Below are 16707 nucleotides of genomic sequence, written 5' to 3'. Positions count from 1 at the left end.
ACCGAGCGCGGGGGCTTTCGTCTATCGCGTCGCGGTTCGGCTCAGACCGACGCGAAGCCGACGCGACCGCTGGTGGCGGCGCCGATCTCGACGTAGGCGACCTTCGAGGCCTGGATCAGGAACTTGCGGCCCTTCTCGTCGGTGAGCGCGACGACCCCGTTCTCGCCGGTCAGCGCACCGGACACCAGCGCCTCGACCTCGTCCGGGGTCTGCCCGCTATTGATCACGAGCTCGCGCGGGCTATCCGAAATACCGATCTTGACCTCCACGGCCAACCTCCGAACCTAGAGTCCTGTGTGCTGTCGAAATCAAGGCTAATGCAGCACCCCGACGCCGGTATCACACCCGCCTGCGCTCAGAGCGAACAAATGCTACTTGGGCTCGATGAGCTCGATGTCCAGCTCGATCTTGACCGTATCGCTGAGCAGGCCGGGCATCGGGGCGCCGACGCCGAAGTCGGTGCGCTTGATGCTGCCGGTCGCGGAGAAACCGGCGTGCCGGTTGCCGGTCGCGGCGAACTCCTGGATGCCGCCCCACTCGACGTCGAGGGTGACCGGCTTGGTGATCCCGCCGAGGGTGGCCTCGCCTTCGACCTGGAACGATTCCGCGATCAGAACCGGCTCGACGGCACGGAAGCTCAGGGTGGGACGGTTGGCGGCATCGAGGAAGTCGGCGGCGCGGACGTGATTGTCACGATCGGCATTGCCGGTCTCGAAGGAGTCGAGGTAGATGGTGGCGCCGAGGGTGGCCAGACCCTTGTCGTCGATCACGAATTCGGTCTCGAACTTGTTGAACCGGCCGCGGATCTTGGAGATGCCCAGGTGGCGGATGGTGAATCCGACCTGGGAGTGCGTCGTGTCGAGGCTCCAGGCCCCCGGGGTAAGCGCGGTGGCAGCGGTGGATTCGGTGGAAGATGTCATGCGATAGACCATGACCGGACCGTGGTCCGCTAGCCAGACCGCCGTTATCCTGGACCCGTCAGGGCGCGGATAACCATCCCAGGACGAGGACGATGAAACGTACGGCACCCAACCCCTTCGCGGAATATCTCATCGCCCGCCGCGCACAATTGCGCCCCGGGGATGTGGGACTACCCGAGGGCGGTCGCCGCCGTACCCCGGGACTACGCCGCGAAGAGGTCGCGGTGCGCGCCGGGGTCAGCGCCGACTATCTGGCCCGGCTCGAGCAAGGTCGCGATACCAATCCGTCGTCGGCGGTCATCAATGCCCTGGCGGAGGCGCTGCTGATCGAAGGTAAGGACCGACACCACTTCGGTTGGCTCGCGGTCACCTCGACCAGCAAATCCCGCTGCCCCACCACTGAATCCGTGGAAGAGCACCCGACGCCCGCGATCGAGACCATTCTGCGCGCACTGCATCCCACGCCGGCCTTCGTGATCGGACGGCGACTCAATGTGCTCGGCTGGAATCCAGCATGGGAGGACATCGCGAAACCCGTTGGGCTACTCGATGATCCGGAGGTCGTCAACCTGGCCTGGTTCACCTTCGCGCATCCGCGTGCCAAGCAGGTGCTGCGGAACTGGGACGAGGTGGCCGATATTTTCTCGGCCGTCCTGCGGCGCGCGACGATCCGCTGGCCAGGCGAGGACCGGCTACTCGAGCTGATCGACGCGCTGCTGGCCTATCCGGAGTTCGAAAGCCGATGGCAGCCACAGCATATCGACGACCTGGTCACGGGCACGATGCGGTTCGACCACCCGGAATACAGCCATATCGACGTCCCGTTCGAGGCCCTCAACGCTGATAAGGATCAGTGCGTCGTCGTCTGGCTCACCGACCAGGCGCAGGCACAATCGCCGGGCCTGCGGCTGGTCCGCGCGGTCAACGAGTAATCAGATACCCAGGACGGCCATGCGCCCGGCATGGCTGGCCTGCATGCGCTCGAACAGCGCGGCAATGCCGTTGAGGTCACCGGTCGCGGCCAGCACCAGCTCGGTGAGTTCGTCACGCTGAGCCATGACGTACTGCGCCTGAGTGATCGCCTCGCCGAGCAATCGCCGACCCCACAGCGTCAGCCGGTCGCGCTCGGAGCGGCTCGTCGCGACGGCGCGGCGCACCTCCTCCACGACGAATTCGGAGTGGCTGGTCTCGGCGAGCACATCCCGGACCACGGCGGCCACTGCGGGCGGCAGGGCGCCGGCGATCTCGGTGTAGAAGTCGGCGGCGATACCGTCACCGACGTAGAACTTCACCATCGACTCGAGCCAGGTCGAGGGATCGGTGGAGTCGTGGTAGGCGTCCAGGGCGCGCACGAACGGCGCCATCGCGTCGAAGATGTCCACACCGCGTTCGGCCAGCGCGGACTCCAGGGTTGCGAAGTGCCGCATTTCGGCGGCGGCCATCTTCGCGACGGCCACCTTGCCACGCAGTGTCGGCGACAGCTTGGCCTCCTCGGCCAGCCGGTAGAACGCCGAGATCTCACCGTAGGCGAGCACCGCGAACAGGTCGATCACGCCCGAATCGTCGGCGGAAATGGGCAAGCCGGACAACGAAACCCCTACCGCTGCAGGTGACTGTGCTCCCATGTCGAGACAGCCTAGTCCGAATCCGTTACGTATCACCGTTATCTCGATACATGTCGCCGTCATCCCGGCGAATGCCGGTCAACCCCGCGGCATGGCGATCGGGTTGAGCGGCGGCACCACACTCTGCTGGACGCGCCGCGTCAACGGATCGAGCAAGTAGGTCAGCTCGGCGACGGCGTCCCGCGACAGCGCCGCCAGGGCGCCATTCCAGGCCGCCTCGTCGGTGTCGGCCTCCACTCGTTCGAGCAATTCGGCACCCGTACCGGTCAACTCGGGACTGATCGGCTCACCCACGATCAAACCCCGGGCACGCAATTCGTCCGCGATATCCGACCATTCCCGCTCCGACCAGCCGCGCGCGGGCCGCATCACCGACTCGGGCGCTTTACCGGCCGCGACCTGCAGTACCAGCGCCTGGGCTCCGGTCAGACCGTGCGCGACCAGGGCCGCCACATGGCCGTCGCCGCGATGTTCCCGCAGGGTGGTGGTGAGCTGCCACAACGCGGCCACCGGATCCGCGGACAGCGGCAATTCCGCATTCGCCGCATACAACGGGCGGCCGGTCGCATCTGCCGTACGCGCGACCGGTATGAGCAATTCGACGGCACGGGCACAATCCGCGTCACCGGCTCCGGCCCCGCGCAACAATCCGACCGAAAAGGCGAGCCGGGCTTCCAGACATGCCTGCGGCGTCGTTCTGCTCCAGGCGTCGGGCACTGCCTTGGCCACCGTATCCGGATGGAATCCGGCGAAGGTCGCCAGTACGGCGCCGGCGCCAACCGCTCCCAACGGTGCGGCCCGGAACGCGAAGTAGGTCTGCCAGAATCCACGCAGTCCGAGCGCAACTCCGGCCCGTTTGACGTCCGCGCCGAAATACACAACATCATGGATGGGTTCGAGAGTGTGCCAGATTCCACGCGCCAGATGAATTGCCATGTGGCGCAGCGTACGTCGACGGTCGACGCATGGAAACAGCGCATTTTGTCCGGAATTACCGCGACCGATCGTTTCGCGCGTTCGACCAGCAGTCACTACGGCAAATTCGAGCGCTGCACAATATCACGCTACAATCTCTACGGACAACGGAAATTTTCGTCCGTCGAGTCGCCGGATCGTACGGTCGCCCGAGTGTCGTCGACGTGGTTTTCGAAGTCCGGGAATATGTGCGCGCACCATCCGCATCACGCTTGCGCCGCGCCGATATCTGCTGAGGTCAGCCGCCCAAACGACGAGCTCCCGCAGATATCACAGGCAGTGGCCGAGGTGAGTATCACAGGCGGATATGTGGTTGTCGCGGGCCGGCCGGTCCGCCCCACGCCTCGTGCGCGCGTGACGCGATAACGAGGAAAGGCACGAACCTGAGTAAGATCACTGTCGAACAGGAACCTGGTCTGGCCGATACGCTACTGACCGCCGAACTGGACGAAACTCACACCGCACCGACATTCGCCGAATTGGGGGTTCGCGATGAAATCGTGCGAGCGCTCGGCGAGATCGGAATCGAACGCACTTTCGCAATTCAGGAACTAACTCTGCCGCTGGCGCTGGCCGGTGAAGATCTGATCGGTCAGGCCCGCACGGGTATGGGTAAGACCTTCGGATTCGGTGTGCCGCTGCTGCACCGGATCGCCTCCGCCGACACCGGGACGACCCCGCTGGACGGCACCCCGCGGGCGCTGATCATCGTGCCGACGCGCGAACTCTGCATCCAGGTCACCCAGGATCTGGAGAACGCGAGCAGATACCTGCGCAACCACCAGGGCCGGCTGCGCGTGCTCTCGATCTACGGTGGCCGCCCCTACGAATCGCAGATCGCCGCGCTGCGCTCCGGCGTGGACGTCGTCGTCGGCACCCCCGGCCGGCTCATGGATCTGGCCGATCAGGGCCATCTGATTCTCGGCAAGATCGGTGTACTCGTCCTGGACGAGGCCGACGAAATGCTGGATCTGGGCTTCCTACCCGATATCGAACGCATTCTCGGCATGGTTCCGACGCAGCGTCAGACCATGCTCTTCTCGGCCACCATGCCGGGCCCGATCATCACCCTGGCCCGCACCTTCCTGACCCAGCCCACGCATATCCGCGCCGAGGAACCACACGATTCCGCCGTGCACGATCGCACCGCGCAGTTCGTCTACCGTGCGCACGCACTGGACAAGAGCGAGCTGATCGCCAAGGTTCTGCAAGCCGAGAACCGCGGCGCGACCATGATCTTCACCCGGACCAAGCGCACCGCGCAGAAGGTTGCCGACGAGCTGGCCGACCGCGGTTTCGCCGTCGGCGCTGTACACGGTGACCTCGGTCAGATCGCCCGGGAGAAGGCACTCGCCAAGTTCCGCAAAGGCACCATCAATGTGCTGGTCGCGACTGATGTCGCGGCGCGCGGCATCGATATCGACGACGTCACCCACGTCATCAACTACCAGTGCCCAGAGGACGAGAAGACCTACGTACACCGGATCGGGCGCACCGGCCGGGCCGGACGCACCGGTGTCGCGGTGACGCTGATCGACTGGGATGAACTGAACCGTTGGGCCGCCATCGACACCGCTCTCGGCCTCGGCATTCCGGATCCGGTCGAAACGTATTCGCGCTCTGCGCATCTGTTCTCCGATCTCGGCATTCCGCAGGACGTCACCGGCACGATCCGCAAGCCGAAACCGGTCCGCGACGAGGATGCCGAGGTGGTCGAGCGCCCGGCCCGCACGCCGCGCAAGCGCACTCGACGCCGCACCCGCGCGGGCCAACCGATCGACGGTGACACCAGCGGCATCGAAACCGACGAAGCCGAAACCGATACCGCCGCAGCCCCACTCGACGACGCGACCGACGACGCGACGGCGGATAAGCCCGCCCGTCGCCGCCGCCGTCGGCGCAGGTCCGCCGCTACCGAAAACGGCACGGAACACAGCGCCGAGTCGAATGACGACGGCGACAACGGCACCGAGGCGGGCTCGAACGGCGATGCCGATGACGCCGAGACCGGTGATCAGCCCGCGCGCCGTCGGCGGCGTCGTCGCAAGCCCACGGGTGAAGTGGCCGCAGATATCGCTCCCGCGACGGTCACCGCCTCGGCATAGTCGATACGCGGGCGCGTCGGTCATGGACAGCCGCGCCTGTGGCGTTCCGGTCTCCGCAGCGCGGCCGCGCAGCGTCGTGGTCGAGCGTCGAACGCGGAAGTATCGGCAGGTCGGCACCATTGAGCGCGGCGGCGGCCGGGATGTGTCGGCGGGTGTCCACGGTGAGACCGATCGCAGCGGCCGGACGATACGTTGTAGTCTCGCAAACGTGCTCGCACCCGAGCGGCGAACGCGCGCCGACATCATCTCCGCAGTCGCGATAGCCGTGGTCGTGGTGATCGCTGCGGTGATGGTGTGGGCGCGCAGTGATGCCAGGGGCACCGAGTCGGTGACGGCGGAACATCCGGTTTCCACACCTGCGGCGGCCGATCAGGTTCCGACGAGTCTGCAAGAGCTATGGCATGCGCCCGATCCGTCCGCGAACCGAGCGTTGGTGGCCGCGGGCACGGTCGTCACGGGCGCGGACGGCACCGTCACCGGGCACGACCCGCGCACCGGTGCGCCACTGTGGCACTACCGGCGCGACCTGCCGCTGTGCGGTGTGGAGTCGCAGTTCGGCATGGTGATAGCGGTGTACAAGGATCAGCGCGGCTGCAGCCAGGCCGCGCTGCTGGCCGGCGAGGACGGTTCTCGCCGGACCGCGCGCAGCAGCTACATGGATCCGACCGTGCAGCTATCGGTCGACGGCACCTATGTACTGGCGCAGGGCCCGCGGCGGCTGGAGATGTGGCGCTCGGATCTGGTGCGCACCCTCGAATACGGCTACGTCGACGCACCGGTGAACGTGAAAACCCAACCGCGCAAAGGATGCAAGCTGATCTCATCGAGTTCGAGCTCCACCCGGCTCGCCGTCCTCGAACGCTGCCCCGAAGATCCGAACAACCGGCTGACCGTGCTCAATCCGGCCCCGAAGGACAACACGGTGCCCGAGGAGTACGGCTCGCATGTGCTCAACGGCGCCGGCGCGGACTCCCCCGACGCGCGCGTAATCGCGGTGTCCGACAACCGAATCGTGCTCTACCTACCCGGTTCGCCCGCGACCGCGACCGCCCAAGCGATATCACCGCGACTCGAAGTCTTCGACGGCACCGGGAATGCGCTTATGGTGCACCAACTTTCCGCACCGCTGAGCGATAAGGCGACCACCACCCGGATCAGTTCGCTATTCCTGGTATTCACCGGCAACAGCCTGATCGCCTTGAACGCGGGCACCTTCGATCCGATCTGGGCCGCCCCCGGCGCACTCGGCAGTCCGGTATTCATGGCGGGCCGACTACTCGTGCCGGTCGACGGCGCGATCGCCGTCCTCGACCCCACCTCGGGCACCGAAGTGTCACGTATTCCGGTGGCGCGCCCCGGCTCCGACGGCTCCCCCATCTCACTCGCCGTCCTCGGCACCACCGTGCTGGAAAAACGCGGGGCCGAGATATTCGCACTGGGATCGTGATGACTGATTCAGTAAGAACATGGGTAACTCGTCGGGAACGCCCAAGAATCCGCCCGCACCTGCCATCGGCCCGGGAGATGACTGTCGAGGCACCGACGACCGGCAAAAGATTCGGGGAGGCGGGCTAGCCATGTCCGCACGCGACGACGCCCGACTGGTTCTGCTCCGGCACGGCGAAACCACCTGGTCGAACCAGGGGCGCCATACCGGCCGCACCGATCTGCCGCTCACCGAGCGCGGCGAGGAACAGGCTCGCGCTGCGGCCGCGGTGCTGAGCGAGCTGAAACTGCGCGACCCGCTGGTGTTCACCAGTCCACGGCAACGTGCCGTGCGCACCGCGGCGCTCGCGGGGCTCACCGATACCGTCGTCGACGACGATCTGGCCGAATGGGATTACGGCGATTACGAGGGGCGGACCTCCGCCGAGATCCGCGAGCACGATCCGGGCTGGACCATCTGGACCGGAGCCGTGCCGGATGGCGAGACGGCCGCACAGGTCAGCGACCGCGCCGATCGGGTGCTGGCATCGGTCGAACCCGCACTGCCGGGTCGGGATATCGTGCTGGTCGGCCACGGTCATTTCTCCCGGGCGCTGATCGCCCGCTGGGCCGAACTCGATATCAGGGAGGGGCGCCGCTTCGTGATGTCGACCGCCGCGATCACCGTGCTCGGTTACGAACGCGACGACCGAACCATCCTGGCGCACAACCTAGTTCCGGCAAACCATGGAGCCACACTATGACTCGCACCGGCACGATCCGCCGCGCCACCCCCGCCGACGTACCCGCCATGGTGGGCCTGGTCGAAGAGCTCGCCGAGTACGAGAAGTCCCGCGCGGAGTGCGCGCTCACCGCCGAACAACTGGGCGCCGCGCTGTTCGGGCCGTCGCCCGCGGTTTTCGCTCATGTCGCCGAGGACGAAACCGGTGTGGTCGGCTGTGCTATCTGGTTCCTGAACTACTCCACCTGGACCGGCGTACACGGCATCTACCTGGAGGACCTGTACGTCAAGCCGGAGACCCGCGGTAAGGGTTACGGCAAGGCGCTGCTCGCCGCCCTCGCCGAGGAGGCGGCCGCCAAGGGCTACAGCCGGGTCGACTGGTCCGTGCTGACCTGGAATGCACCCGCCATCGATTTCTACAAATCCCTCGGCGCCAACCCGCAGGACGAGTGGGTCGGCTACCGACTCACCGGCGCGGCCATCGATAAGCTCGCCGCCGAAGCCTCGTGAGCGAGCGTCGGCGAGCGAACCGTCAGCATTGGCGAGCACTTGATCATGGCGGAGCCGAGCGCCAGCGAGGTGGAGGCATGGGCAAGTGAAGGTTGTCGCACCCACGGATTGGCCGACCACCGCGGACGAGGCCATGGCCGTCCAGGATGCCCTGCGGCTATTGGTGATCGCGGCCGACCCGCGGCCACCACGATTCCGCACTATCGCCGGACTCGACTCCGCCTACGACGACGGAACCGGGATCGCCGCTGCGGCCGCCGTCGTATTGAACAGTGCCACACTGGATCTTGTCGACACCGCGGTCGCGCACGGCACGGTCACATTTCCCTATGTGCCGGGCCTACTGTCCTTCCGTGAACTGCCGATAACTCTCGCCGCACTCGAAAAGCTCACTACCACACCGGATCTACTGATCTGCGATGGACAGGGACTAGCCCATCCGCGCCGCTTCGGCTTGGCCTGCCATGTCGGAATCCTCACGGATACACCGACAATCGGCGTAGCCAAGACGCCCTGGGGTGCGTATACGGAGCCCGGTCCAGAGCGCGGCGCGGTCAGCGATATCACCATGGACGGCGAAGTCGTCGGGCGCGCGCTGCGTACCCGACATGGCGTCAAACCGGTCTTCGTCTCCGTCGGCCATCTCGTCGACTTGGACACCGCATGCACCCAGGTGCTCGCACTCACCCCGCGCTACCGCCAACCCGAAACCACCCGGCAGGCCGATCGCCTGTGCCGTCAGGCACTTCGGGCCGCCACCGCATGAACCCGGCTACTTCGATTCGGGCATATCCGGTTCGATCCCGTATGCCTCGGCCATCCAGCGATTCGACGCGGGCGCGAACAGGAGCGCCAGCGCGGACACCACAACAATACCGAGCAATGCGCCGAGCACGGGCTGATGCGAATCCGTCAGCAGCGACCAGGTCACCGGAAGCAGCAGCACTTGGGCGATCACGGCAATGGCGCGCCCCCATCGGTGCCCGAGGAAGAGTCCGATCCCGGCCGCCGACACCGCGCCGCCGAGAATGCCGAACCACGCGGCCGTGCCGTACCCGCTCGCCGCACTCTGATCGTGTCCGAGCAGCCCACGCACGACCAGCACGATCGCCACGACCACGGCCACCGCGCCTTCCAGCGCGACCAATCCGCCCGCACCGCGCACCGTCACGGGCACACCCGCCGAAACCTCGTCTTTGCCGCTGTCCGCCACGTGGCCAAGCCTAGAACCCACTCGGCGGCTTTCCGGACCGGGCCGCCCGCCGATTAGGCTGCCGAAGGTGCGGACGCTGCTGATCGTGAATCCGAACGCCACCTCGACCACGCCGGCGACGCGGGACCTGCTGGCGCACGCGTTGGAGAGCCGGACTCAGCTGACCGTCGCGCATACCCAACACCGCGGCCACGCGGCGGAATTGGCGCAGTGGGCGGCAACCAACGAGATGGACCTGATTGTCGTGCACGGCGGCGATGGGACGGTCAACGAGACCATCAACGGCTACCTGCCGCTGCCCCAGGTCGACGACGGACAGGCCTGGCTGCCGCGCCTGGGCGTGATTCCGGGCGGATCGGCGAATGTGTTCGCGCGCGCCCTCGGCATCTCCCCTGATCCGGTAACCGCCACCAACCAGCTCATCGATCTGCTCACCCTCGACCGGGACCGCAAAATCGGCCTCGGCCTCGCCGATGATCGCTGGTTCGGCTTCAGCGCGGGCGTCGGTCTGGACGCCGATGTCTGCGAGGCGATCGACAACAGCCGCGCCGACGGTCATGCCGCCACCCCCGGTCGCTACGTTCGAACAACTGTGCGGCAATTCTTCAAGGCCAAGCGCAGGGCACCGAGCCTCCGGATCGAGATTCCCGGATTCGAGCCCGTCAGTGAGGTCCATTACGCCTTCGTAACGAACACGAGTCCGTGGACCTACCTGAACGCCACGCCGGTGCACACCAACCCGGGAACGGCCTTCGAAACGGGCCTCGGGGTGTTCGCGGTGCGGTCGATGTCGGTGGCGTCTACCCTGCTGCTTGCCAGGCAGCTTCTCGCAGTCAATGGAAATCCCAAGTCCCGCAACCTATTTCGCGAGGACGATGTACCTTCGGTGCATATCGAGGCCAGTGAACCGATCGGCCTGCAAATCGACGGCGACTTTATCGGAAAACGCAACATGGTGGATTTCACAGCCGTGCCCGATGTGCTGGATGTGGTTGCGCCACGCCCCGAGTGAGCACGAAACGCGCGAAAAATCTGGGTGTTGCGCTGCGAAAACCAGGTAGAGCGAGTACAAAGGACCGGGCAGGTTCCCCTAGGGGCCCTTGACGGCGTGAGCTTCCCCACGGTGCACCGGATACCTATTGACATCTACGGTGTTCGTGAAAGCATTCACAAGCAACCGTGCGGAAACATTCGAGTCGCACAAATGAACGATCCACAAACCGTAGGCGCCCTTTGCCGGCGCCCAGCAAAGGAGCAGAGGAATGGACTGGCGCCACAAGGCCATCTGTCGCGATGAGGACCCCGAGCTGTTCTTCCCGGTGGGTAACAGTGGTCCGGCGCTTGCGCAGATTGCCGATGCCAAGCTGGTCTGCGCTCGCTGCCCCGTTACCGCTGACTGCCTGTCCTGGGCCCTGAAGTCCGGGCAGGATGCCGGCGTGTGGGGTGGTATGAGCGAGGACGAGCGTCGGGCGCTCAAGCGTCGCAACGCGCGCACCCGCACCCGCACCGTCGTCTAGTAGGACGACCAGCGTTACCGGACCCATCAGCACGGCCCGGTAACGCAGTCCAGCCCGGCACTCACGTGCCGGGCTATTTTGTGCTCTCTCTGATTTGCCGCGCCTGCGGCGCAGCGGGTTCGCGGCCCCCTGGTGTCTCGCGTCCGAGCCGTCGAGACTCGCTCCGCGCTGGTCAACTGTGCAGGGAAGCTTAATCTTATTGCTGGCCAGGCAAATTCGACTCAGCGCCCCGAGCGGCGACCCAGCGGCACCCGCAATACCGCATCCGTACCGATGTCGGCACCCGGGTGTAAACCGATGGAGCCGCCGAGCTCCGCGGTGACCAGGGTACGCACGATCTGCAGGCCGAGGCGGTCGGAGGATTCCAGGCTGAAACCCGGCGGTAGGCCGCGGCCGTCATCGCTGATGATCACGTCCAGCCAACGCGCCGAACGCTCGGAACGGATTGTCACCGTGCCGTTTTCGCCGGAATCGAAGGCGTGCTCGATGGCGTTCTGCACCAGTTCGGTCAGCACCATCACCAGCGGGGTGGCGCGTTCGGCGGAGAACACACCGAGCGAACCGGCACGGCGCACTTTGATTCTCGCGGTGTGCACGGTCGCGACATCGGCCATGATCGGCAGCAGCCGGTCCACCACCTCGTCGAGATCGACCTCTTCGTCCACCGACATGGACAGCATTTCGTGCACCGAGGCGATCGAGGTGACCCGGCGCACCGATTCGGTCAGTGCGACCTGAGCCTCCTCGTTCTCGGTGCGCCGCGCCTGCAAGCGCAGCAGCGCGGCCACGGTCTGCAGATTGTTCTTCACGCGATGGTGGATCTCGCGGATGGTCGCGTCCTTGCTGAGCAGCGCGCGGTCACGGCGCTTGACCTCGGTGACATCACGGACCAGCACCGCGGCCCCGGCCAGTTCCCCGTGCGGACGCAACACCAGGGTGCGCAGCAGTACGGTGGCGCCGCGCGCCTCGACCTCCATGCGGCGCCCGGTCCGGCCCGCCAGGGCGGCCTGGATATCGCCGACGACCTCCTGGGCGTCGAACGGATCGGTGATCAACGACCGGGTGGTGACAGCCAGATCCTGGCCTGCGAGATCGGCCTGCAAACCCATCCGGTGATACGCCGACAGCGCGTTCGGGCTGGCGTAGACCACGATGCCCTCGGTATCGAGCCGGATGAAACCGTCGCCCGCGCGCGGACTGGAGTGCGTCGCGGCGCGATCTTCTATGGTCGGGAAGGTGCCGTCAGCGATCATCTGGCACAGGTCGTCAGCGCAGGCGACATAGGCGATCTCCAGCGTGCTGCGCACCCGCGAACGCTGCAGATCGGTGTCGCGGCTGAGCACTGCGATGACATCGTCACCGCAGCGCACCGGAATGGCCTCGCGAACGGCGTGCACCGGATGCGGATGGTAGACGCCCTCGGCCTCGAGATCGCTGTCCGCGCGCACGACCTTGCCGGTCATCAGCGCGTCGAAGACCTGCGGATGATCGGCCTGCGAGGCGATACCGCCGACCCGATCCTCCGGATGGACCGTGGGCGCGGTAGTCGGGCGGCACTGTGCGACGCAGACGATATCCGCGCCGTCGGCGATCGGTCCGGCACCGACCCACAGCAGCAGATCCGCGAAGGACAGATCGGCGAGCAACTGCCAATCGCCGACAACCCGCTGCAGATGGTCCACGGCAACACCGGGTAGGTCGGTGTGTTCGGCCAGCAGCTCACTCAGTGTCGCCATATTCGATCTATCCGCTTCAGAAGTTAAGAGATGACGGCGATCAGATGCCCGGCCTTGATCGCATCGCCTTCTTCGACGCCGATCGAGGTCACCGTGCCACCGCTCTCGGCAAGCACCGGGATCTCCATTTTCATCGACTCGAGGATCACCAGGGTGTCGCCCTCGTGTACCTCGTCGCCCTCGGCGACGACAACCTGCTGCACGACCGACACCAGCTCCGAGAGCACTTCCTCAGCCATGACACCCCATCCACTCGTTCGCGCCGATCCGCTGAAACTACAGCCAACCACACATGAAACAATGACCTTCGATCAGAGTGCTCCCCGCGGACGCGGGGGTGATCCGCAGAAGGGAGACTACCGATGGGTAAGCGTGGTCGTAAGAAGCGCAGCCGCAAGGGAAGCGCGGCCAACCACGGCAAGCGTCCCAACGCCTGAGCCGAGGCCGTAGCGACTGCTTGCAGATCGCTCGAAGACAAGTAGCACGAAAAACACCGAGGGCCAGCATCTTCCGCAAGGAAGACCTGGCGCCTCGGTGTTTTTTCGGTATCCGGAACTACTCGGTGGTCTCGACCCGCGTCACCGTGACGGATCGGCGGATCTCCAGGGTCAGTCGATCGCGCAACGAATCCGGTGCCCGATCACCACCGCACTTGCGGCTCAGCAGGCTCTTGATCTTCTCCTCGATGCCATAGGCCTCGATACACGGCGAGCAGTGGTCCATGTGGTGCTGCAGCCGGGCCCGGGTGGCATCGTCGCATTCACCGTCGAGCATGAGCCAGACGTCAGCGAGCACAGCAGTGCAGTCCAACTCCATATCCGGGTCGCGCTCGCTCACGACTCCACCTCGCCGGCGCTCGGTGCCGTCGCACCCGAAGGTGCTGTGCCTGTGGTTCGCTCGCTCATGGCTGCTTGACCTCCTGGCGTTCCGCACCGTTACGGTTGAATCCACGTTCGCGCGCCACATCGGCGAGCAAACCCTTGAGCTGCTTGCGGCCGCGATGCAGCCGGGACATCACCGTACCGATGGGAGTGCCCATGATGTCGGCGATCTCCTTATATGGGAAGCCCTCGACATCCGCGTAGTACACCGCCATCCGGAATTCCTCCGGCAGCTCCTGCAGCGCGGACTTGATGTCGTCGTCCGGTAGCGCGTCCAACGCCTCGACCTCCGCCGAACGCAGTCCGGTCGAGGTGTGCTCGGCGGTGGCGGCGAGCTGCCAGTCGGTGATCTCGTCAGTCGGATACTGCGCGGGCTGACGCTGCTTCTTGCGATAGGAGTTGATGTAGGTGTTGGTCAGGATCCGGTAGAGCCAGGCACGCAGATTGGTGCCTTCCTTGAAGGATTTGAAGCCCTGGAACGCCTTGACGTAGGTCTCCTGCACCAAGTCCTCGGCATCTGCCGGATTCCGGGTCATGCGCAGCGCGGCACCGTAGAGCTGGTCGAGCAGCGGGAGCGCATCGCGCTCGAACCGCTGTACCAGCTCGGTATCGTCGACCGCGGCGCCGACCGCACCGTCGGTGACCACGTCATCGTCGCTCGTCACACCAATCCCTTCGATCGCCGTACCTGCCAAATCTACAGGCGCGGTCGAAACGATTGGGAACCGATCGTCCCCCGCGGCGCGCCCGGCGGCGGCGAAGCGTAACCACGGAGCGCGCCGAGAGTGCCGCCAATCGGACACTGTCGACGTCACCGGGCGTTGTTCGAGCAGAACAGGCACCGACCCTCTCCTTCAGTTCCTTCAGTCCTACAGCCGTACGGCTTTCCGTATTCGCATGCAACATGTCCGCGCCCGGCTGTGTTCCCATGGCGAACTCCCGGCGCCGAAAACACCTCGTCGACCCGCGCTCCTGGCGACTGCTCGCCGGTCGCTCGAAGCGGCCGGCATCGCCATTAGGGTGAGCGGCATGGCAGCAGCCTCGACCCCGGCGATCCGTACCTTGACCAAGGCCGATGTGGCCCATCGCGTGCACGCGTACAAGCACGATCCGCGCGTCGACTCCTACGGCACCGAGGCGGTCGACGCACTCGCCGCCGAGGTCGGCGTAACGGCGGCCCAGATCTTCAAAACGCTGGTTGTCGAATTATCGACCGGCGCGCTCGCGGTCGCGGTGCTGCCGGTGCCGAATACTTTGTCGCTCAAGGCGGCGGCCGCAGTGCTCGGTGCGCCCAAGGCGGCCATGGCGGATAAGGCGAAGGTCGAGCGAATCACCGGTTACGTACTCGGCGGCATCTCCCCGCTGGGCCAGCGCAAGCTGCTGCCCACCGTGGTCGACGCTTCCGCATTGGCCTGGGACCGCGTGCTTTGCAGTGCGGGCCGCCGCGGTCTCGAGATCGAACTGGCACCGGCAGATCTGGTTCGGCTCACCGATGCGGTAACCGCGCCAGTCACATCCGTGTAATTCCGCACTAAGTCGGCAACATTATGCGTTACTGAACGAGCCATGATCGTCCGACTCGAGGATGTGATGCGAAATGTCCGCCTGTCAGCGTTTACGCACCATGATCATCGTTGTGTTCGGAGCTCTGCTGCTGCTCGCACCGACGGCCACCGCCACACCCGGCGGTCCCCTGGCGACGGAAGTCGGCGACTTCCAGTTCGATGGGCAGGTCAGCGACGACGCACCGAAACGGACCGGCGCCCCGAAGAAGGATGAACGAGCCGACAAGGCCGAGAAGTTGGGCGGCGGTGTCGCGGGCAAGGTCATCGACCTGACCGGCAGCATTATCAAGTGCCTGTTGAATGTCGTGACGCCCAGCGTGAAGTGCCAACTCTGAGTTATCCCACGGTGGGCCGGGCGATCACAGCAAGCTGATCTGCCCGGCCTTTTCCGTACCGGCCTGAATACCCAACGGCGCCAACAGCTCCGGACCATTATTGCGGACGCTGTTGACCAGCGACGAGACCGGACGCGCCACAATGCCCGCCACCGATTCGGCGCTCGGCGTCTCGAGCAGGGTGGCCGGTGCCGGATGATCCGGATCCAGCCAGGCCGCCCAATTCTCCTGCGGCATGGGCAGCGGCATCCGGTCATGGATGCGGGTGAGTTCGCCGACGGCGTCGGTGGTCAGGATGGCGCACGACAGCAGCGGTTCGCTTTCCCGCTGTGCACGGTCCCGCCATACCGACCACAATCCGGCCATGTACAGCCGCGAGCCATCGGTATTCGACATGAAGTACGGCTGCTTCACGGCCTTGCCCTTGGTCCCGGCATCCGGTTCGACCAACCACTCGTACCAGCCGTCCATCGGGACCAGACAGCGGCGATACTTCACCGCATCGCGAAACGATGCGGTGGTCGCCGCCTTATCGGCGCGGGCATTGAACAGCGGTTTGCCCTTGACCGGTACGCCCGGTTCGGCGGCCTTGGTCCAGACCGGGATCAGCCCCCAGCGCATCCGCCGGATGCGTAGCTTGGGGTCGTCGTCCGGCCGGCCGTGCGCATGCCGCTCCACCACGGTCAGCACCTGGGTGGTCGGCGCGACGTTGTAGTTGGTGAAACCGCCGTTGTTATCGGTCGGCGTCTCGTCGATGGCGTCCAGTTCGGCGGCCAGCCGACCGGGATCGGTAGTTGTCGCGTATCTGCCGCACATATCTCGATACTTCCACGCGGCGCCGACAGACTCGCGAAGAATTGACGTCAGGGGTGACCTGGTGAGAGGTGTGGCCTTGCATCATCTCAGATGATGGCATCGCCGGGCTGCCCTTCGGCGGTGTCGGCGATTCCGGAATCGGGCGCATCCACGGCGCACCCGGTCTGCGTGAATTCGCCCGGCCGCATTCGATCGCGGTGCAGCGCTTCGCAATTCCCGGTATGGCGCTGCTCAGCTACTCGCGGACCCAGTTCACCATGAAACTGCTGCGTCGCCTGATGCCCATCCTGCACGGACGGCACAAGTAGGTTTGCTGGGCGCTCGCATATCGGGCCAGCCCAC

At 65.7% G+C, this 16707-nt stretch carries 22 protein-coding genes; 12 read left to right on the top strand and 10 right to left on the bottom strand.

The annotated features are described in order from the left end of the window. Positions 1–41 precede the first annotated feature (41 nt). Positions 42–269 (bottom strand): DUF3107 domain-containing protein, encoded by a 228-nt coding sequence (locus ACW2Q0_RS23095; RefSeq protein WP_457192980.1) that lies wholly within the window; start codon positions 267–269, stop codon positions 42–44. Positions 270–371: 102 nt separating this feature from the next. Further along, positions 372–920: a YceI family protein gene (locus ACW2Q0_RS23090; protein WP_457192966.1), complete on the bottom strand. Its 549-nt coding sequence runs from the start codon at positions 918–920 to the stop codon at positions 372–374. Between the two features lie 92 nt (positions 921–1012). On the opposite strand from ACW2Q0_RS23090, the gene ACW2Q0_RS23085 reads away from it, so the two are divergent. Next, complete coding sequence (locus tag ACW2Q0_RS23085) at positions 1013–1852, top strand: helix-turn-helix domain-containing protein (RefSeq protein ID WP_457192965.1); 840 nt, start codon at positions 1013–1015, stop codon at positions 1850–1852. Here the strand turns inward: ACW2Q0_RS23085 and ACW2Q0_RS23080 are convergent, their stop codons facing one another. Continuing rightward, positions 1853–2545, bottom strand: coding sequence for a ferritin-like fold-containing protein (locus ACW2Q0_RS23080; protein WP_457192964.1), 693 nt, complete (start codon positions 2543–2545; stop codon positions 1853–1855). 78 nt (positions 2546–2623) lie between these two features. Continuing rightward, entirely contained in the window at positions 2624–3481 is an 858-nt protein-coding gene (locus ACW2Q0_RS23075) for an SCO6745 family protein (protein WP_457192963.1), read from the bottom strand. 455 nt (positions 3482–3936) lie between these two features. Here ACW2Q0_RS23075 and ACW2Q0_RS23070 point away from each other — a divergent pair, with 455 nt between their 5' ends. The 5 genes from ACW2Q0_RS23070 (at position 3937) to nfi (ending at position 9068) form a co-directional block, all read left to right on the top strand. Further along, positions 3937–5625 carry a DEAD/DEAH box helicase gene (locus ACW2Q0_RS23070; protein ID WP_457192979.1) on the top strand — a complete coding sequence of 563 codons (1689 nt, stop codon included), beginning with the start codon at positions 3937–3939 and terminating at the stop codon, positions 5623–5625. Between the two features lie 208 nt (positions 5626–5833). Then, positions 5834–7072: an Rv3212 family protein gene (locus ACW2Q0_RS23065; RefSeq protein ID WP_457192962.1), complete on the top strand. Its 1239-nt coding sequence runs from the start codon at positions 5834–5836 to the stop codon at positions 7070–7072. Between the two features lie 130 nt (positions 7073–7202). Then, complete coding sequence (locus tag ACW2Q0_RS23060; protein WP_457192961.1) at positions 7203–7814, top strand: acid phosphatase; 612 nt, start codon at positions 7203–7205, stop codon at positions 7812–7814. Further along, positions 7811–8302: an N-acetyltransferase family protein gene (locus tag ACW2Q0_RS23055; RefSeq protein WP_457192960.1), complete on the top strand. Its 492-nt coding sequence runs from the start codon at positions 7811–7813 to the stop codon at positions 8300–8302. Before ACW2Q0_RS23060 ends, ACW2Q0_RS23055 begins: the two co-directional genes overlap by 4 nt. An 85-nt stretch (positions 8303–8387) precedes the next feature. Beyond that, positions 8388–9068, top strand: a complete 681-nt coding sequence (nfi, locus tag ACW2Q0_RS23050) for a deoxyribonuclease V (protein WP_457192959.1) — start codon at positions 8388–8390, stop codon at positions 9066–9068. Between the two features lie 6 nt (positions 9069–9074). Here the strand turns inward: nfi and ACW2Q0_RS23045 are convergent, their stop codons facing one another. After that, on the bottom strand, positions 9075–9515 hold the full coding sequence (locus ACW2Q0_RS23045; protein WP_457192958.1) for a hypothetical protein: 441 nt from the start codon (positions 9513–9515) through the stop codon (positions 9075–9077). Between the two features lie 67 nt (positions 9516–9582). On the opposite strand from ACW2Q0_RS23045, the gene ACW2Q0_RS23040 reads away from it, so the two are divergent. Together ACW2Q0_RS23040 and ACW2Q0_RS23035 are read left to right on the top strand one after the other, a co-directional pair. Then, positions 9583–10527, top strand: a complete 945-nt coding sequence (locus ACW2Q0_RS23040) for a diacylglycerol/lipid kinase family protein (protein ID WP_457192957.1) — start codon at positions 9583–9585, stop codon at positions 10525–10527. 250 nt (positions 10528–10777) lie between these two features. Beyond that, on the top strand, positions 10778–11032 hold the full coding sequence (locus ACW2Q0_RS23035) for a WhiB family transcriptional regulator (protein ID WP_011211115.1): 255 nt from the start codon (positions 10778–10780) through the stop codon (positions 11030–11032). A gap of 221 nt (positions 11033–11253) precedes the next feature. Here the strand turns inward: ACW2Q0_RS23035 and ACW2Q0_RS23030 are convergent, their stop codons facing one another. Continuing rightward, positions 11254–12768 (bottom strand): sensor histidine kinase, encoded by a 1515-nt coding sequence (locus ACW2Q0_RS23030; RefSeq protein WP_457192956.1) that lies wholly within the window; start codon positions 12766–12768, stop codon positions 11254–11256. Between the two features lie 23 nt (positions 12769–12791). Continuing rightward, positions 12792–13007 carry a biotin/lipoyl-binding carrier protein gene (locus ACW2Q0_RS23025; RefSeq protein WP_433601666.1) on the bottom strand — a complete coding sequence of 72 codons (216 nt, stop codon included), beginning with the start codon at positions 13005–13007 and terminating at the stop codon, positions 12792–12794. 123 nt (positions 13008–13130) lie between these two features. Between ACW2Q0_RS23025 and ACW2Q0_RS23020 the strand changes: the two genes are divergently transcribed. Beyond that, a complete protein-coding gene (locus ACW2Q0_RS23020; RefSeq protein WP_095887907.1) occupies positions 13131–13205 on the top strand; it encodes a 50S ribosomal protein bL37 in 75 nt (24 codons plus the stop codon). A gap of 118 nt (positions 13206–13323) precedes the next feature. Here ACW2Q0_RS23020 and rsrA read toward each other — a convergent pair whose 3' ends face one another. Next, positions 13324–13605 carry a mycothiol system anti-sigma-R factor gene (rsrA, locus tag ACW2Q0_RS23015; protein ID WP_457192955.1) on the bottom strand — a complete coding sequence of 94 codons (282 nt, stop codon included), beginning with the start codon at positions 13603–13605 and terminating at the stop codon, positions 13324–13326. Between the two features lie 64 nt (positions 13606–13669). Further along, a complete protein-coding gene (locus ACW2Q0_RS23010; RefSeq protein ID WP_457192978.1) occupies positions 13670–14368 on the bottom strand; it encodes a sigma-70 family RNA polymerase sigma factor in 699 nt (232 codons plus the stop codon). A gap of 310 nt (positions 14369–14678) precedes the next feature. Between ACW2Q0_RS23010 and ybaK the strand changes: the two genes are divergently transcribed. Together ybaK and ACW2Q0_RS23000 are read left to right on the top strand one after the other, a co-directional pair. Beyond that, on the top strand, positions 14679–15173 hold the full coding sequence (gene ybaK / locus ACW2Q0_RS23005) for a Cys-tRNA(Pro) deacylase (protein WP_457192954.1): 495 nt from the start codon (positions 14679–14681) through the stop codon (positions 15171–15173). 73 nt (positions 15174–15246) lie between these two features. Further along, complete coding sequence (locus tag ACW2Q0_RS23000) at positions 15247–15549, top strand: hypothetical protein (protein WP_457192953.1); 303 nt, start codon at positions 15247–15249, stop codon at positions 15547–15549. A 24-nt stretch (positions 15550–15573) separates the two neighbouring features. On the opposite strand, the gene ACW2Q0_RS22995 is transcribed toward ACW2Q0_RS23000, so the two are convergent. Continuing rightward, on the bottom strand, positions 15574–16365 hold the full coding sequence (locus ACW2Q0_RS22995; RefSeq protein WP_457192952.1) for an SOS response-associated peptidase: 792 nt from the start codon (positions 16363–16365) through the stop codon (positions 15574–15576). Between the two features lie 68 nt (positions 16366–16433). On the opposite strand from ACW2Q0_RS22995, the gene ACW2Q0_RS22990 reads away from it, so the two are divergent. Continuing rightward, positions 16434–16673, top strand: a complete 240-nt coding sequence (locus ACW2Q0_RS22990; protein ID WP_457192951.1) for a hypothetical protein — start codon at positions 16434–16436, stop codon at positions 16671–16673. Positions 16674–16707 lie beyond the last annotated feature (34 nt).

The organism is Nocardia citri (assembly GCF_054065835.1).
This window is presented reverse-complemented; position numbering and strand designations above follow the sequence as displayed.